At 71.2% G+C, this 15,769-nt stretch carries 14 protein-coding genes and 1 pseudogene; 6 read left to right on the top strand and 9 right to left on the bottom strand.

Features of this window, described 5'->3' with window-relative positions; translation table 11 throughout:
• Together B7767_RS27595 and B7767_RS27590 are read left to right on the top strand one after the other, a co-directional pair.
• Positions 1–822 (top strand): IclR family transcriptional regulator C-terminal domain-containing protein (locus B7767_RS27595; protein WP_143652658.1); only part of this gene is annotated, 822 nt, incomplete at its 5' end.
• A 145-nt stretch (positions 823–967) separates the two neighbouring features.
• Positions 968–1,801 carry an SDR family oxidoreductase gene (locus B7767_RS27590; RefSeq protein WP_085574549.1) on the top strand — a complete coding sequence of 278 codons (834 nt, stop codon included), beginning with the start codon at positions 968–970 and terminating at the stop codon, positions 1,799–1,801.
• Positions 1,802–1,840: 39 nt separating this feature from the next.
• On the opposite strand, the gene B7767_RS27585 is transcribed toward B7767_RS27590, so the two are convergent.
• Positions 1,841–2,161, bottom strand: coding sequence for a hypothetical protein (locus tag B7767_RS27585; protein ID WP_085574547.1), 321 nt, complete (start codon positions 2,159–2,161; stop codon positions 1,841–1,843).
• Positions 2,162–2,240: 79 nt separating this feature from the next.
• Here B7767_RS27585 and B7767_RS27580 point away from each other — a divergent pair, with 79 nt between their 5' ends.
• Positions 2,241–2,939, top strand: coding sequence for a hypothetical protein (locus tag B7767_RS27580; protein WP_256923589.1), 699 nt, complete (start codon positions 2,241–2,243; stop codon positions 2,937–2,939).
• A 44-nt stretch (positions 2,940–2,983) separates the two neighbouring features.
• On the opposite strand, the gene B7767_RS48370 is transcribed toward B7767_RS27580, so the two are convergent.
• Together B7767_RS48370 and B7767_RS27565 are read right to left on the bottom strand one after the other, a co-directional pair.
• Positions 2,984–3,112: a hypothetical protein gene (locus tag B7767_RS48370; protein WP_256923588.1), complete on the bottom strand. Its 129-nt coding sequence runs from the start codon at positions 3,110–3,112 to the stop codon at positions 2,984–2,986.
• A 752-nt stretch (positions 3,113–3,864) separates the two neighbouring features.
• Complete coding sequence (locus tag B7767_RS27565) at positions 3,865–5,232, bottom strand: erythromycin esterase family protein (protein WP_085574546.1); 1,368 nt, start codon at positions 5,230–5,232, stop codon at positions 3,865–3,867.
• Between the two features lie 72 nt (positions 5,233–5,304).
• Between B7767_RS27565 and B7767_RS27560 the strand changes: the two are divergent.
• Positions 5,305–5,571: pseudogene (locus B7767_RS27560) on the top strand (hypothetical protein); the annotation flags it as partial.
• Between the two features lie 41 nt (positions 5,572–5,612).
• A complete protein-coding gene (locus B7767_RS27555; protein WP_085574545.1) occupies positions 5,613–6,350 on the top strand; it encodes a nitroreductase family protein in 738 nt (245 codons plus the stop codon).
• Between the two features lie 77 nt (positions 6,351–6,427).
• Here the strand turns inward: B7767_RS27555 and B7767_RS27550 are convergent, their stop codons facing one another.
• From B7767_RS27550 to B7767_RS27535, 4 genes are read right to left on the bottom strand one after another with little or no spacing between them, the layout of a single operon-like run.
• The gene (locus tag B7767_RS27550) at positions 6,428–8,797 is read right to left on the bottom strand and encodes a glycoside hydrolase family 3 N-terminal domain-containing protein (RefSeq protein ID WP_107486360.1); all 2,370 of its coding nucleotides are present in this window, start codon (positions 8,795–8,797) and stop codon (positions 6,428–6,430) included.
• Positions 8,794–9,612, bottom strand: coding sequence for a carbohydrate ABC transporter permease (locus B7767_RS27545; RefSeq protein WP_085574543.1), 819 nt, complete (start codon positions 9,610–9,612; stop codon positions 8,794–8,796). Before B7767_RS27545 ends, B7767_RS27550 begins: the two co-directional genes overlap by 4 nt.
• Entirely contained in the window at positions 9,609–10,565 is a 957-nt protein-coding gene (locus B7767_RS27540) for a carbohydrate ABC transporter permease (protein ID WP_085574542.1), read from the bottom strand. The genes B7767_RS27545 and B7767_RS27540 overlap by 4 nt, the downstream gene beginning before the upstream one ends.
• A 10-nt stretch (positions 10,566–10,575) precedes the next feature.
• On the bottom strand, positions 10,576–11,880 hold the full coding sequence (locus tag B7767_RS27535) for an ABC transporter substrate-binding protein (protein ID WP_085574541.1): 1,305 nt from the start codon (positions 11,878–11,880) through the stop codon (positions 10,576–10,578).
• Positions 11,881–12,087: 207 nt separating this feature from the next.
• Between B7767_RS27535 and B7767_RS27530 the strand changes: the two genes are divergently transcribed.
• Positions 12,088–13,041: a LacI family DNA-binding transcriptional regulator gene (locus tag B7767_RS27530; RefSeq protein WP_371101049.1), complete on the top strand. Its 954-nt coding sequence runs from the start codon at positions 12,088–12,090 to the stop codon at positions 13,039–13,041.
• A gap of 405 nt (positions 13,042–13,446) precedes the next feature.
• On the opposite strand, the gene B7767_RS27525 is transcribed toward B7767_RS27530, so the two are convergent.
• Together B7767_RS27525 and B7767_RS27520 are read right to left on the bottom strand one after the other, a co-directional pair.
• Positions 13,447–14,883, bottom strand: a complete 1,437-nt coding sequence (locus tag B7767_RS27525) for a GH1 family beta-glucosidase (RefSeq protein ID WP_085574539.1) — start codon at positions 14,881–14,883, stop codon at positions 13,447–13,449.
• A 60-nt stretch (positions 14,884–14,943) separates the two neighbouring features.
• A partial coding sequence (locus B7767_RS27520) for a carbohydrate ABC transporter permease (protein WP_085574538.1) occupies positions 14,944–15,769 on the bottom strand: 826 nt, incomplete at its 5' end.

Genomic DNA, 15,769 nt, shown 5'->3' with positions numbered 1-15,769 from the left:
CCCGCCGCCCCCGCCTACGCCGACGCCAAGCCGGAACTGGGGCCGTCCTTCCTCCAGGCACTGGCCAGGGGCCTCGCCGTCCTGACCGCGCTCGGCCGGCAGCGCGGCGGCCTCACCCTCGCCGAGGCCGCCGAGGCCTCCGGGCTCTCGTACCCCAGCACCCGCCGCAACCTCCTGACGCTCCGTCAACTGGGTTACGTGGAGCAGCTCGGCCGCCGCTTCCTGCCGTCCCCGCGCGTCCTGGAGCTCGGCTACGCACGGCTGTCCACCCTCACCCTCGCCGACATCGCCCAGCCCCATCTGACCGAACTGGCCGGGCGGATGAGGGAGTCGGCCTCACTGGCGGTCCTCGACGGCACCGAGGTCCACTACGTGGCCCGCGCCGCCGCCCAGCAGATCACCAGCGCCCGGATCATGCCCGGCACACGACTGCCCGCGTACGCCACCTCCATGGGCCGGGTCCTCCTCGCGGACCTGCCCGAGGCGGACCGGCGGGAACGGATCGACGCCTCGCGGCCCCGGGCCCTGACCCCGCACACGCTCACCTCGCCCGATGCCCTCGCCGCCGTGCTGGACAGGGTTGCCCGCGAGGAACACGCCCTGGTCGAGCAGGAGTTGGAGGCGGGACTGCGCTCCCTGGCCGTACCGGTCCGGGACCGGGACGGACGGGCCGTCGGAGCCGTGAACATCGCCCTGCACGCCGGCCCCGAGCCGCCCGGACACACCCGGGACGCCCTCCTCCCCGCGCTGCGCGCCTGCGCGGCCCGCATCGAGTCGGACCTGGCGGTCGCCTTCGCCGACGGCCCCGTACAGACGGGCTGACCGCCCCGCCGGCCGGGCGTCCGCGCGACGGCACACGCCACCCGGAGATCCTCGGTGCACCGGCTCCTCCGCTTGACCTGAACTCCGGTCGAGGTCCTAGCGTGCCGTGGACGTGATCACCGGCCGACGGCAGGAGAAGACAACGATGATCCTCGTGACGGGTGCCACCGGAAACATCGGCAGTGCTCTGGTACGGCAGTTGCACGGGTCCGGCGCCTCACCCGTGCGAGGCCTGACCCGTGACGCCGCACGGGCCTCGTTCCCCGACGGAGTCGAAGCCGTCGAGGGCGACCTCGCCCGGCCCGCCTCGCTGAAGCCGGCGCTGGAGGGAGTGCGTTCCCTGTTCCTCGTACCGGGCATGGGCGCGGACGCGGACGTTCTCACGGCCGCCCGGCAGGCGGGTGTGGAGCACGTGGTGCTCGTGTCCTCCATCACGGTGCGGACCCATCCGCACCTGCCCGCCGCCGCCGGGAACCTGGCCGTCGAACGGCTGCTCCGGGACAGCGGGATGAGCTGGACGATCCTGCGTCCGACGCAGTTCGCGTCGAACGCCCTGTGGTGGGCGGCGTCGATCCGGGAGCACCGGTCGATCCGGGTGCCCTATGCGGACATCGGGCTTCCCGCCGTGCACCCCGCCGACATCGCGGCGGTGGCCCGGGGCGCGCTGACCGAGCCCGGCCACCACGGGCGGACGTACGCGCTGACCGGACCGGAACGCATCACGCCCCGGCAGCAGGCCCGCGCGATCGGGGCGGCCCTGGGACACGAGGTGTCCGTCGAGGAGATCGGCCGGGAAGAGGCGCACCGGCAGATGACCCTCTTCCTGGGAGAACAGACTGCCCACGCGGTGCTCGACCTGATGGGTGGGGACGTCAACGACGAACTGCTCAAGGTTCACGACACGGTTCCGTCCGTCACCGGCTCCCCCGCCCGGCCCTTCCGGCAGTGGGCCACGGAGAACGTCACCGCGTTCCGCTGACGGCCCCCGGCGGGACCGATCCGCGGCGAGGCACGGGCATCAGGGCTTCAGACGGCGCATGGGCGCCCGGTTCAGTACCTCGATGTACATGATCCGGCCGTACACGACATCGAGGACCAGCATGCCCTCCGCAGGAGAGAGCGGTACGCATCGGTGGCCCTCCCCGTACGGCGTACCCTTCTGGTGCACCGCCGTGTGGATGCTCTGGCAGAAGTCGTCGCCGCAGTCGCACATGGCGACCAGACGGACATCCCGCACGCAGATGGCCAGCTCACGCTCTCCCTCGTCTTCCAAGAGGGTGGCCAGCTCGGCGACAAGGTCGGGGAAGACGTCGCGGACGAGGGGATGCTCCTGCTCCATGCGGGGAGGGTAGCCGGAGCGGCGATCGGACGGTTCGGCCAGGGATGTGGAGCAGATGCTGAACACAACGGCACGTCCCTTGTCGACACGTGCTCTCATCCGGGAGTCCGCGAGGGCCCGGCAGCTCCTCGCCGCGGGCGAGTGGCGCCTGTCCCCGGCGGACGCCGGGGCGGTGACGGCTGTCCTCGCCCGCCTCACCGCCTCGCTCCCGGCCCGGCGGGGCACAGCGGCACGGACCAGGGCGACAGACCGGGACAGACGGCTTCAACGCATACTCCGGACCACCGTCCGCCACCTCGACGCCGGTACCGTCAGCCCGGCTGCCGCCGCCCTCCTGGCCGCCGTCGCCCGCGCCCTGCTGCCCTGGCACGCGGCCCCGAATCCGCCCCGAGCGGCTGCGGCGCCGAGGTACGGCATCGTGCCGGGGACGACGGAACACGCGGCACCGCCGACCGAAGCGGGCGAAGCCCTGCTCCCCGGCCTGACCGCACTGTTCACCGCCCTCGCCGCGACGAGCGTGCCCGGCGCCGTCCCGCTCACACCGCCGGCCGAGCCCTGGCAGGCCCGCCACGCGGGCAGGTTCCGTCACTACACCAGACCCGCGCCGGATGTATGGGCGGCCGAAACCGTCGGCTGCCCCGAGTGCGGAGGCAAGGACGGCCCCTGGACAGTGACCTGCGACTGGCACCGGGCCACGTTGGGCTGCCCTTGCGGGGCGGTGGTGCGTGAGCACGGCCTCGCCTTCTCCGAGATCTGGCTCGTACTGCCGGAGACCTGACCGGTCCTCCGGGCAACCAGGGCGTCCGGCCGTCTGCCGCGTCACTAGCCGTGGGTCAGCAGCTGATCGATCCAGCTCGTCACCCGGTGCTTCACCGCGTGCCGGCGGTTGCAGTACCGGCGCCACCGGCGCTGCTTCAACGGGCGGTCGCACCACTTGCACATCTGGCTCACGGCCCCCATCCCATCATGACGCGATCGTGCAAGTCCCAGGTCGGGGTGAAACCGGGCAATCCCGAAGTCGAGGACCCGAATCGTGCCGTCCGGGCCCAGGACGACGTTGGCGGGCTTGATGTCACGCGGTGCACCACACCTTGTGTGTGCGCCGGCGGATCAGCCGAGGTCCTCCAGGAGCAGTTCCAGCGTCGCCTCCTCGTGCAGGGCGATGCCCGACGCCTCCATGGCGGGGGCCGGTTGTCGGGGAGGCCGATCGTGGCGGTGGGGCCGGTGACGGGTCTGGTCAGGAGGAGGGAGAGGGCCTCGCGTTCCGGCGCGTCCAGGTGCTGGAGCCGCATGGTGCCGGTCGGCCGGAGGCCGTTGCGTTCGAGGCGGGTGCGGGCCGCCGTCCAGAGGCGGGTGAGGCCCGGACGAGTGAGGAAGGCGAGGGTCCCGGAGTCCAGGGGACCCTCGTCGACGCGTCCGGGGCGGCTCGTACCGGCATCAGTCTCCGCTGCCGTCCGTTCCACGTGTAATGGAGCGTCGCCACACCCCGTACGTGGGGGGGCGCGCAGGCACTCGTAGATCTGCAGGGACGGCACGTCGGGCCAGTTGCCGATCAGGCGTTCGCTGGTGAGGACGAAGCCGAGGTCCAGGTCGACCAGGATGCGGCCGAGGCGGGCGTGCGTCGGCTCGTCGACCTCGGCGAAGGCGTCGTCGAGGAGGATGAGGCGGGGGGGTGTGCGGGGCGGCGTCGGCGAGGCCGGGAATCAGGGTGTGCCCAGGTACGTGGTCGCCTCGACCTCGTCCAGGTGGATGAGGACGTCGTGGGCCTTGCCGAGGGCGATCCTGTATTCCACGGGGTCGGGCCAGCCCGCGCCTATGTTCCAGGTGGGGCGCGGCTCGGCCAGCCAGGTGCGTAGGGAGCGGGGAGCGGTGCGCATGTCCAGGACGTAGTGGCGTTGGCGGGCCCGGTCCAGGGTGTGTTCGTTGGAGCCCGGCTTCGCGGCGTCCACGCGGTAGGTGCGGATCACGTCGTCGTCCGTGCCGAACGCCTTGAAGGCACCGCTGTGGAAGCTGAAGCCGATGCTCACGTAGTCCCCGCCCAGCGAGTCGCGCAGGAAGGCGCCCTGGGTCTTCGGGTAGCGCGGGTCGAAGGCGTCGTAGGAGACGTGGGTGTTGTGGGCCGACAGCAGGATCCGGTCGCCGGTGTGCCTGTGCCACCAGGCCACGTTCTCGGCCATCACCCGGTCGCGGTACTTCATCATCGCCGTGACCTGGGCCTCGTCGGTGATGTCGTGGGAATAGCCCTTGGCCATCTGGTGGATGGCCCTGGCGTGCTGGACCGTCCGGAGGTGTTCCCGCCGGCCCGGACCGGGGGCCGCGCGCTGATCGCGGAGCAGTTCGTACGCCTCCAGGGTGCGCTCGGCGCGCTTCTCGCGTTCCGTCAGGGGGAGTTCGAGGTACCGCTCCAGGTACGTGGCGGCGTCGGTGGCCGGGGCCAGGCCGTCGTAGAGGGCGGTGACGCGGGCCTTCAGGTGCGGGTGGGCACGGGCCACGTGGTCGGTGACCCGGTCGTACAGTTCCGGTCCGGCGTAGCCCATGTCGTTGCCCGCGAAGCGCACCGGGTCGGTGGGGTGGTGGCGGTTGTGGGAGCGCATCCACTCGATGAGGTTCAGGTAGTCCTGGTTGTTCCAGATGCGGTAGGCGCCCTGGAACTCCTCGTGCGCTATGCGGCCCAGGTCCCCCTTGCCGTACAGCACGTACTCGTTGACGCGGACGCCGCTGCTCCAGGGCAGTTCCAGGGAGAAGGAGCGGAAGCCCTTCCGCTCGACCAGGTAGCGCAGGACCCGGTGCTTCATCCGGAAGAAGTCCCGGGAGCCGTGGGTGGCCTCGCCCAGGCCCACCACCTCGGCGTCCCCCACCATGCGGCCCAGGGCGTCCAGGTCCCGCAGGCTGCCGCCGGGTTCGGTGCTCCTCAGTGTGCGGGCGCTGCGCTCGATCGCGTCGACCACGTTCGTCGCGCTCCGGCCGGAGGGGCGCTCCGGCGTGTCGGCGGTGGCCGGGGTGGCCACCGCCCCGGCGCACAGGGAGAGGAGGAGGGCCGAGGAGAGTACTGCTGCCTTGCGTGGTGTCATGCCAGTAGGTTTCCGTGCGCGCGAAGAGGTGCGCCAACCTGTGGGCTGCCCGCTTCCGGGTACCGCAGGCACTACTTGGCGGACGGCATCAGCGGCGACACGGCCTTCAAGCGGCGCTACACCGCGGGCGGCACGGACGGCTTCGCCCTCGTCACCGTCTCGGGCGGGGCGACCTGCACCGGCGTTCCCGACGGCACCTACCGGGACGCGGTCACCGGCGACACCCGGACCGTCACCGACGGCGGCCTCACCGTGGCCGCGCCCGGGAAGGGGAACATGCGGGTGTACGTGCTGAACGGCGGCGGGAAGACCGGGGCCGACGTTCCCTATCTCAAGTAGGAGCGGGGCAGGGGGTGTTCACAGTGCCTACACTCACGATCATGACCACTGAGACCCCCCTCTCCGGGGCACCGGCCGACGACACCGCCGAACCGGCCCTCTTCGCGACCATGTCCACCATGCGGGCCATGCGGCGCCTGAAGCCCGACCCGGTGCCCGACGACCTCCTGGACCGGCTGATACAGGCGGCGGTCTGGGGCCCCAGCGGCGGCAACATGCAGCGCTACGAGTACGTCGTGGTCACCGACCCCGCGGTCATGGCCGGGCTCGCGCCGCTGTGGAAGCGGTGCGTGGACGCGTACCTGGCCACGACCGGCAAGTACGCCCCCGCCGGCATGGACGAGGCCGCGTACGCGCGCATGGTCGCCGCCATCGAGTACCAGCGCGACCACTTCGCCGAGACCCCGGCGCTGATCATCCCCTGTTACCGGTTCCCGGAGCCGAGGATCGAGGAGGAGGGCCTGCGCCGCTACGCCGAAGCGCTCGGCGCCGGGGCGACGGAGCGCATGGGGCGGATCCAGGAGCGCTTCTCCGCCCTCGCGGAGGGCTCCTGCGTCTACCCGGGCGTGCAGAACCTGCTGCTCGCCGCGCGGGCCCTGGGTCTGGCCGCCAACATCACCATCTGGCACCTGTTCCTGGAGGAGGAGTGGAAGGCGGCCCTCGGCATTCCGGAGGACATGAACACCTTCGCCGCCGTCCCGGTGGGGTGGCCGCGCGGCAGGTTCGGTCCGGTGAGCCGCCGCCCGGTCGAGGAGGTCGTGCACCGCGACCGCTGGTAGACCGCACGGTGCCCCGGACCCGGCCGGCCCGGACCGCGTGTGCGGTCCGGGCCGGCCGGGTCCGGGGCGGTTCCGGGTCACGCCTCCCGGGTGAAGGCCGCGTGGAAGCGGCGGGTGTGGTCCACCTGGCGTTCGGGGCCGGTCAGGGTGACCGTCGCCGTCAGGCGCGCGTCGGCGCTCGACGTGGCGAGGCGGAGTTCCAGGTCACCGGGTTCGACGATCCGGCGGCCGTCGCGGCCGGTGAAGGAGGCCACGTCGGCCGGGACCGTGACGCGGACCCGGCGGGACTCGCCCGGCTCCAGCTCCACCCGGGTGTAGCCGACGAGCCGCTGCACCGGCTGGACGACGGAGGCGACCGGGTCGTGCAGGTAGAGCTGGACGACCTCGGTGCCGGAACGGTCGCCGGTGTTGCGGACGGTGAGGGCGAGGCCGAACTCGCCGTCCGTACCCGCCTCCCGCGCGTCCACCGCGAGGTCGCTCCAGGCGAAACTCGTGTACGTCAGACCGTGGCCGAAGCCGAACGCCGGGGTCGGGTCGATGTTGGACACCTCGCTGACCTGGGCGAGCCGTGCACCGAGGTAGGTGGTCGGCTGGGAGCCCGGTCCGCGCGGCACGCTGACCGGAAGCCGTCCGGAGGGGTTGACACGGCCGCTGAGCACACCGGCGATCGCCTGGGTGCCCGCGACTCCGGGGAAGAAGGACTGCACGATCGCCGCGGACTCCTCCACGGCCCGGCCGAGCGCGTACGGCCGGCCGGCGAGCAGGACGGTCACCACCGGCCTGCCGGAGTCGAGCAGCGCGTCGAGCAGGTGCTGCTGGGCGCCGGGCAGGGCGAGGGACTCCGCGTCGCAGCCCTCGCCGCTGGTGCCGCGGCCGAACAGGCCCGCGCGGTCGCCCAGTACGGCGATGACGACGTCCGCGTCCCTGGCCGCCTCCACCGCCTCGCCGATGCCGGAGAGGTCCCCGTCGTCGACGCCGGTGCCGCGCACGGCCGTGATCTCCGCGTCGGGGAACTCGGCGGCCAGGGTGTCCCGCAGGGTGGGCAGGTCGATGCCGACCGGGACGTCCGGGTGCTGCACGCCCACGTGCTGGGGGAAGGAGTAGCAGCCCAGGACGGCCGTGCCCTCGGCCGCGTTGGGGCCGACCAGGGCGATGCGGCGGGGCGCGGCGAGCGGCAGGGTGCCGTCGTTGGTGAGCAGGACGACCGCCTTCTCGGCGATCTCGCGGGCCAGTTCCCGGTTCTCGGGCCGGTCCAGGTCGATCGTGCCGCGCAGGGCGTCCGGGTCGTCCAGGTCCACGCCGTCGAGCGCGGGCGGCACCGGACTCCAGTCCGGGTCGAGCAGGCCGAGCATCGCCTTCTGGCCGAGGACACGGCGCAGGGCGCGGTCGATGAGCGCCTCGGGGACGCGGCCGGCGGTGACGGCCTCGACGAGCGGCTCGCCGAACGTCTTGACGGTGGGCAGTTCGATGTCGACACCGGCCTTGAGCGCGGCGCCCGCGGCGTCGGCCCAGTCGCCCGCGATGCCGTGCAGGACCTTGAGGAAGGCGATGCCGAAGTAGTCGGCGACGACGGTGCCCTCGAAGCCCCAGGTCTCGCGCAGCAGTCCGGTCAGCAGGCTTTCGTCGGCCGCGGCGGGGACGCCGTCGGTGTCGGTGTAGGAGTGCATCACCGAGCGGGCGCCGCCCTCGCGGATGGCCATCTCGAACGGCGGCAGCAGGACGTCGGCCCGTTCGCGGGCGCCCATGGGGGCGGGGGCGAGGTTGCGTCCGGCGCGGGAGGCCGAGTAGCCGACGAAGTGCTTGAGGGTGGCGACGATCCCGGCGGACTCCAGGCCCTGCACGTAGGCGGTGCCGATGGTGCCGACGAGGTAGGGGTCCTCGCCGATGGTCTCCTCGACCCGGCCCCAGCGGGCGTCGCGCACCACGTCGAGGACGGGCGCGAGACCCTGGTGGATGCCGACGGACCGCATGTCGCGGCCGATGGCGGCGGCCATGCGCCGCACCACGTCCGGGTCGAAGGTGGCGCCCCAGGAGAGCGGGACGGGGTAGGCGGTGGCGCCCCAGGCGGCGAAGCCGGCCAGGCACTCCTCGTGCGCGACGGCGGGGATGCCGAAGCGGTTGGCCCCGGTGATGCGGGACTGGGTGCGCAGCAGGGAGAGGGCGCCGAGCGCCGGGTCGACGGGTGCGGTGCCGAAGGGGCGGGTGAGCTGGCCCAGTCCGGTGGGGAGCAGCGCGTCGAGGTCGACGGCCTCCTCCATGTCGTGCTGGTGGGGGGCCACCTCGCCGCCGTTGGCGGACGCGCCGACCCACACGCCGTACAGCTGGGCGATCTTCTCCTGGAGGGTCATCGCGCCGATCAGCGCGTCGACCCTGGCGGCGACGGGGTGGGCGGGGTCGTTCCAGAGGGGGATTTCGGGGGTGGTCTCTACGGCCACGTCGGCAGTCACTTTCCTCCGACGCCCATCAGACCCTGGACCAGGGCGCGACGGGCGAACAGGTAGACGAGCAGGATGGGCACCATGGACAGCACCACGGCTCCCAGCAGACCGGGGATGTCGATGCCGTGCGCGGTCTGGAAGTTGTACAGGCCCAGGGTGACCACCTTGGTGGAGTCGGACTGGGTCAGGACGAGCGGGAACAGGAAGCCGTTCCATGCCTGGAGCGCGGAGAAGACCACGATCGTGGACAGTCCGCCCCTCGACAGCGGCAGGACGAGCTGGAAGAACATGCGCCGCGGGGTGGCGCCGTCCATGGCCATGGCCTCGTACAGCTCCGGGGAGATGTCGCGCATCGCACCGCTGAGGATCAGCGCCGACATCGGCAGGCAGAACGCGGCCGTGGGCAGGATGACGCCCAGCAGGTTGTCGTACAGCCCGGCTTCGCTGATCAGGTAGAACATCGGCACGATGACGGCCTGGGCCGGGATGGCGAGTCCGAGCAGGAACAGCCGGAAGATCGCCGACGTGGTCCGGCCGCGGCTGCGGACGATCGCGTAGGCGAGCGGCGGGACCAGCAGCAGCACGATGCCGATCACGCAGGCGGTGACGACGAGCGTGTTGAAGAAGTACTGGCCGAAGCCCGAGTCGAAGGCACCCGTGTAGTTGTCCAGCGTGAAGCTGTCCGGGAAGGAGACCGGGCCGTTCTCGGCGTAGTCCTGGCGGGTGCGCAGGGTGGCGGCGAGCATCACGTACAGCGGCAGGCCGACCAGGAAGAGCCAGAAGAGCGAGCCGACGCCGGCCACGTAGTTCGGTCGGCGCCTCATGACACACCCTCCATGGAGCTGCGCATCTTGTCGTAGCCGGAGACCCGGACGACGATCAGCGAGATGATCGTGGACGCGACGACCAGGGCCAGGGCGATCGCGGAGCCGGTGCCGTAGTCGAAGCTCTTGAACGCCTTGTCGTACATGTAGTAGGCGCTGATGGTGGTGTCGGTGCCGGGGCCGCCCTGGGTCAGGATGAGGACCGTCTCGAAGGTGGTCAGGCCGCCGACGATCATCAGGATCATCGAGGTGATCATCGAGTTGCGCAGCTGCGGCAGCGTGATGTGGAAGAACTGCCGGTAGCGGCCCGCCCCGTCGATCTCCGCGGCCTGGTAGAGCACCTGCGGGATCGCGCGGGCGGCGCCCTGGTAGATCAGGGTGTGGAAGGGGGTGAACTGCCAGGTGCTGACGAACGCCAGCACCCCGATGGCGGTGGACTGTTCACCGAACAGGTTGCCGTCGCCGAAGAGCCAGCCGGCCTCGGCCGGGATGCCGAAGTTCGGGTCGAGCAGTGCCCGCCACAGCACGGAGACGGCCGTCGCCGACAGCAGCAGCGGGATGAAGTAGATGACGGACAGCACGGCCCGGTTGCGCTGGTGGCCGGCGGCCCAGACGCCGAGCAGGATGCTCAGCGGGGTCTGGAGGACCACGCCGAGCACGGTCAGCAGCAGGGTCAGCCAGATGCTCTTGAGCATCACCGGGTCGTCCATCAGGCGCGACCAGTTGTCCGTGCCGACGAACTCGGGCGAGCTGAGCCCGTCCCAGCTCATGAAGGACAGCACCGCCACCATGATCAGCGGGACGATCGCGAAGAGGGTGAAGAACACTGCGGCGGGCAGCGCCCAGGCGAAGCCGGGGCGGCCCACCTTCGTTGCGGACGAGGCGGGCGGCCGCCGCCGGGCCCCCTTGCGGGGTCCGGCGGCGGTCCGAGCGCTCGTGATCTTTGTCGTCATGAGCCGTTCGTCACTCGGTGGGGAGGGCCTGCATGGCCTTGATGAAGCCGTCCGTGTCGAGCTGTCCGTTGAAGAACTGCTGGACGGCCTTGTGCATGTCCGAGCTGGCCTTCTGCGGGTACGCCTGGTCCCAGGAGAGCTGGAACGACGGGGCGTCGGCGACCAGGTCGTACTGGAAGCGCGAGTACTCGGGGGAGCCCGCGGTCTCGATGAACTTGTCGGTGTTGGTCGTGGTCGGCAGGTTGCCGATCTCCAGGTGCGCCTTGACGAAGTCGTCGGAGTACATGAGCTTCAGGAACTCGGCGACGGCCTCGGGGTGCTTGGTCTTCTTCATCACCGAGTAGTAGTTGTTGGTGTTGCCGGCGACGTTCTTCGGGTCGCCCTTTCCGCCCTCGACGGCCGGGAAGGTGGTGTAGCCGAGGTCCTTCTCGGCGAAGTCCTTGTGGTCCGTGAGCTGCTGGGAGTAGTACCAGGAGCCCATCAGCTCGAAGCCGGCCTTGCCCGAGGCCACGAGCTGGACCGAGCCTCCGTTGGTGTACTTGACGGAGTCGTAGTTCTTGCCGAAGGCGCCGGCGTCGACGAGCTCCCTGATCATGTTCAGGGCCTTCTTGCTGTCCGCGCTCTCCCAGGCGCTCTTGTCGCCCCCGACGGCCTTCGCGAACAGCTCCGGTCCGGCGATGCGGTCGTAGAGGTACTGGAACCACATCTGCGTCGGCCAGACGTCGCCGCCGCCGAGCGCGATCGGTGTGACGCCCTCGTCCTTGAGCTTGCCGACCGCGTCGAGCAGTTCGTCCCAGGTCTTCGGCGGCTTGACGCCCGCCTTGTCGAGGACCGCCTTGTTGTGGAAGAGCAGGACCGGCTGGGTGCCGCGCATCGGGACGCCGTACGGCTTGCCGTCGACGACGGCGTTGTTGAAGACGGACGGCAGGAACTTGTTCTCCAGGTCCGGGTTCTTCTTGATGAAGTCGTCGAGCGGCATCAGCAGGTCGGCCTTGACGAACGGCTTGATGCTGCCGCCGCCCCAGTTGAAGAAGACGTCCGGGGCCTGGGGGGTGCTGATGATCGTCTGCAGCTTCTGCTGGTAGTCCGCACCGGGGATGGTGTCGAGGACGACCTTGACGTCGGACGTCTTGTTGAACGTGTCGACGAGCTGCTTCTCGACCTTGTTGCTGGCGTCCCCGTAGACCAGGACATGGATCTTGCCGTCGTCCGCCGACGCCCCGCCGTCCCCGTCGCCGCAGGCCGAGAGGCTCAGTGCGAGGGTGAGCGTCGCACCGCAGGCGACCAGTCTGGGCAAGCGCGCACGTGTCTTCATCGTTCGCCTTTCGAAAGTTTCGGCATCATCACCGAAAGTCCATGCCGCTGGACAGTAGGTCAGACCGGTGTTTCGGTCAACGGTCGATTCAGTACTCGCCCAAACCGTTATCGACGCGCGGTGCCGTATCCTGCGCCTATGCACGATGACGACGAGGTGAACGGTAGAGTCACCCTGGCCACGGTAGCGAAAGAGGCCGGCGTTTCGATGCCGACAGTTTCGAAGGTCCTCAACGGCCGATCGGATGTCTCTCGCGCCACCCGGGCCAAGGTGGAACGGCTGCTGGACGCCCACGGCTACCGCCGCCGGTCCCAGTCGGCGTCCCGCTCACCGCTCGTCGAGATCGTCTTCCACGAGCTGGAGAGCATCTGGGCGATGGAGCTGATCCGGGGCGTGGAGAACGTCGCCAAGGAGAACCGCGCGACGGTCGTCCTCACCGAGAGCGGCACCCGGCACACCCCCGCGCCGGAGTGGCTCCCGGGCGTGCTGCAACGCAGGCCGCTGGGCGTCGTGCTGGTCTTCTCCACCCTCCCGGAGGACATCAAGCGCCAGCTCAGGGCGGCGGCCATCCCCTTCGTCGTCATCGACCCGGCGGGCGACCCCGACCCGGACGTCCCCTCGGTCGGCTCCGCGAACTGGGCCGGCGGTCTCGCCGCCACCCGCCATCTCACCGACCAGGGACACCGGCGGGTCGCGATCATCACCGGGCCCGAGGACATGCTGTGCTCGCTGGCGCGCCTCGACGGCTACCGCTCGGCCATGGCGATGGCGGGCCTGGAGACCGACCCGCGGCTGATGCGCTTCGGCGACTTCCACGTGCAGGGCGGCTTCGAGCACGCCATGGACCTGCTGGAGGGTCCCGACCGGCCCACGGCGATCTTCGCGGGCAGCGACCTCCAGGCGCTCGGCGTGCTGGAGGCGGCCCGGATCAGGGGCCTGCGCGTGCCGGAGGAGCTGTCGGTGGTCGGCTACGACGACGTACCGCTGGCGCAGTGGTCGAGCCCGCCGCTCACCACGGTCCACCAGCCGCTGCGGCACATGGCCGAGGAGGCCGCCCGGATGCTGCTCCGCCCGGACGACCCCGGCACGGCCGCCCAGCGCATAGAGCTGGCGACGCACCTGGTGGTACGGCAGAGCACGGCTCCGCCCAAGGAGGCGTGAGGGGCGCAGGACCGGCGCGAGCGGCAACGCCCGTGCGTGCCGCCCCCTGCCTCGCGCGAGCGGTGAGCACGGCTCCGCCCCAGGAGGTGCGGGATCCGGGCCGGGTCCGAATGTTTCGAATGCCTCCGGAGCACCGCTCCGCCTGAGCGGTCCGGCCGTTCTTCACATCGCCGAAGGCGAAACTTTCGCTCCGGCTGTGTGCCGGAAGTCGCTGGGGGAGATTCCGTAGGCGCGCCGGAACGGGGGGACCGGTGCGTGGACCGGTCCCCCCGTTCCGGCGGCGCCACCGGTTCTCCCCCGGTCGCCGGGGCGCCGCCCGCCCACTGTGCCGTACCGGGGGCCATCGGGTCCTCGGCACACAGCGCAGTGGTCGTTGGCACGGCGTGCACCGCCGCGCCCGTCCGGTCAGGCGCCGGGCAGGACTCCGGTGCGGGCCACCTCGGAGTACCAGCGGGCACTGGCCTTGGGGATGCGGGTGCCGGTCGGGTAGTCCACGTAGACGGCGCCGAAGCGCCTGCCGTAGCCGTGGGCCCACTCGAAGTTGTCCAGCAGCGACCAGAGGAAGTAGCCGCGCACGTCCGAGCCGTCCACGATGGCCCGGTGCACGGCGGCCAGGTGGCCGCGCACGTAGTCGATCCGGGCGGGGTCGTTGACGTTCCCGGAGGGGTCGGCGTAGTCGTCGAAGGCCGCGCCGTTCTCGGTGATGACCAGGGGCAGCTTCGGGAAGTCGGACGACAGGCGGCGCAGCAGCTCGTACAGGCCGGTGGGGTCGACGGCCCAGCCCATGGCGGTGGTGGCGCCGGGCGGCTGGTGGAAGGCGACCCGGTCGGCGCCCGGCCAGGGGCTGTGGGCGCTGTTGCCGTGTCCGTCCGAGGTGTGGGTGCCGCTGCCGTCGGCCTCGGAGACGAGGGTGGGCGAGTAGTAGTTGACGCCGAGGAAGTCCAGCGGCTGGTTGATCTGTTCGAGGTCGCCGTCGTGGACGAAGGACCAGTCGGTGAGCGCCGCGGTGTCCTTGAGCAGGTCCTCCGGGTAGGCGCCCTGGAGCATCGGGCCGGTGAAGACCCGGTTGGCGAGGGCGTCGATCCGGCGGACCGCGTCGGCGTCGGCGTCGCTGCCGGTGAGCGGGCGGACGTGGTGGATGTTGAGGGTGACCGAGCACTGGGCGGCGGCCGGGAGGCGGTCGCGCAGTGCCTGGACGGCCAGGCCGTGGCCCAGGTTGAGGTGGTGGGCGGCGCGCAGCGCGGCGACCGGGTCGGTGCGGCCGGGGGCGTGCACGCCGGAGCCGTAGCCGAGGAAGGCGCTGCACCAGGGCTCGTTGAGCGTCGTCCAGGTCTTCACCCGGTCGCCGAGGGCGTCCGCGGCGAGGGCCGCGTACTCGGCGAAGCGCTCGGCCGTGGCGCGCTCCGGCCAACCGCCGGCGTCCTCCAGCTCCTGCGGGAGGTCCCAGTGGTAGAGGGTGGCGACGGGCTGGATGCCCTTGTCCAGCAGGTCGTCGACGAGGCGCCGGTAGAAGTCCAGTCCCTTCTGCACGGCGGGACCGCGGCCGGTGGGCTGGATGCGGGGCCAGGCCAGGGAGAACCGGTAGGCACCCAGGCCGAGTTCGGCCATGAGGGCGACGTCCTCGCGCCAGCGGTGGTAGTGGTCGGTGGCGATGTCACCGGTGTCGCCGTTGCGGACCCGGCCGGGGGTGCGGGAGTAGGTGTCCCAGATGGACGGGGTGCGGCCGTCCTCGGTGGCGGCGCCCTCGATCTGGTAGGCGGCGGTGGCGGAGCCCCAGAGGAAGCCCTTGGGGAAGGTGCGGGCAGCGTCCGGGGCGGACGCGGTCTGCGGTGCGGTGACCACGTAAGTCCTTTCGGTGTGAGGGGATTTCCGCAGGCGGAGGCCTGGCGGAGCGGTTGCGGGTCAGCCCTTGACGGCGCCGGCCATGATGCCGCTGACGATCTGGCGGCCGAAGACGACGAACATCACCAGCAGCGGCAGCGTGCCGAGCAGCGCGCCCGCCATGATCAGCGACTGGTCGCGGACGTAGCCCGCGCTGAGCTGGGTGAGGGCTACGGGGACCGTCGGGTTGGTCATGTCGAGCACCACGAACGGCCAGAAGAAGTCGTTCCACGCGTGCACGAACGTGATCATGAACAGGACCGCCATCGCGGGCCGCGCCACGGGCAGCACGATGCTCCAGAAGATGCGCAGCGAGTGCGCCCCGTCCACGCGTCCGGCCTCGACGAGTTCGTCGGGCAGCGCCTCGGACAGGTACTGCCGCATGAAGAACACGCCGACGGCGCTCACCAGCGTGGGGAAGATGACGGCGGGCAGCTGCTGCGACCAGCCCAGCTCGGACATCATCATGAACAGCGGTACGACGCCGAGCTGCGGCGGCACCATCATGGTGCCGATGACCAGCATCAGCAGGATGTTGCGGCCCTTGAACCGCAGTTTGGCGAAGGCGAATCCGGCCAGCGTCGCGAACATCACCGTGGACAGGGCGATCACCCCGGCCACGATCAGGCTGTTGATCATGGCCTTGCCCATCGCCGCCTCGTCCCAGGCCCGGGCGAGGTTGCTGAACAGGTTCGGGCCGGGCAGGAACGGCGGCGGGGTCTGGCTGACCCGGGTGTTGTCGGTGGAGGCCGCCACCATCGTCCAGTACAGCGGGAAGATCGACAGCACCGCCATGACGACGAGCAGGACGTAGGCGAGCGGCCCGGCGTGGTGCTGGCGGCCGGCG

This window comes from Streptomyces sp. 13-12-16 (genome assembly GCF_002114215.1).
Lineage (GTDB): Bacteria > Actinomycetota > Actinomycetes > Streptomycetales > Streptomycetaceae > Streptomyces.
The sequence above is the reverse complement of the archived record's forward strand: the minus strand, read 5'-3'. Positions and strand labels throughout refer to the sequence as shown.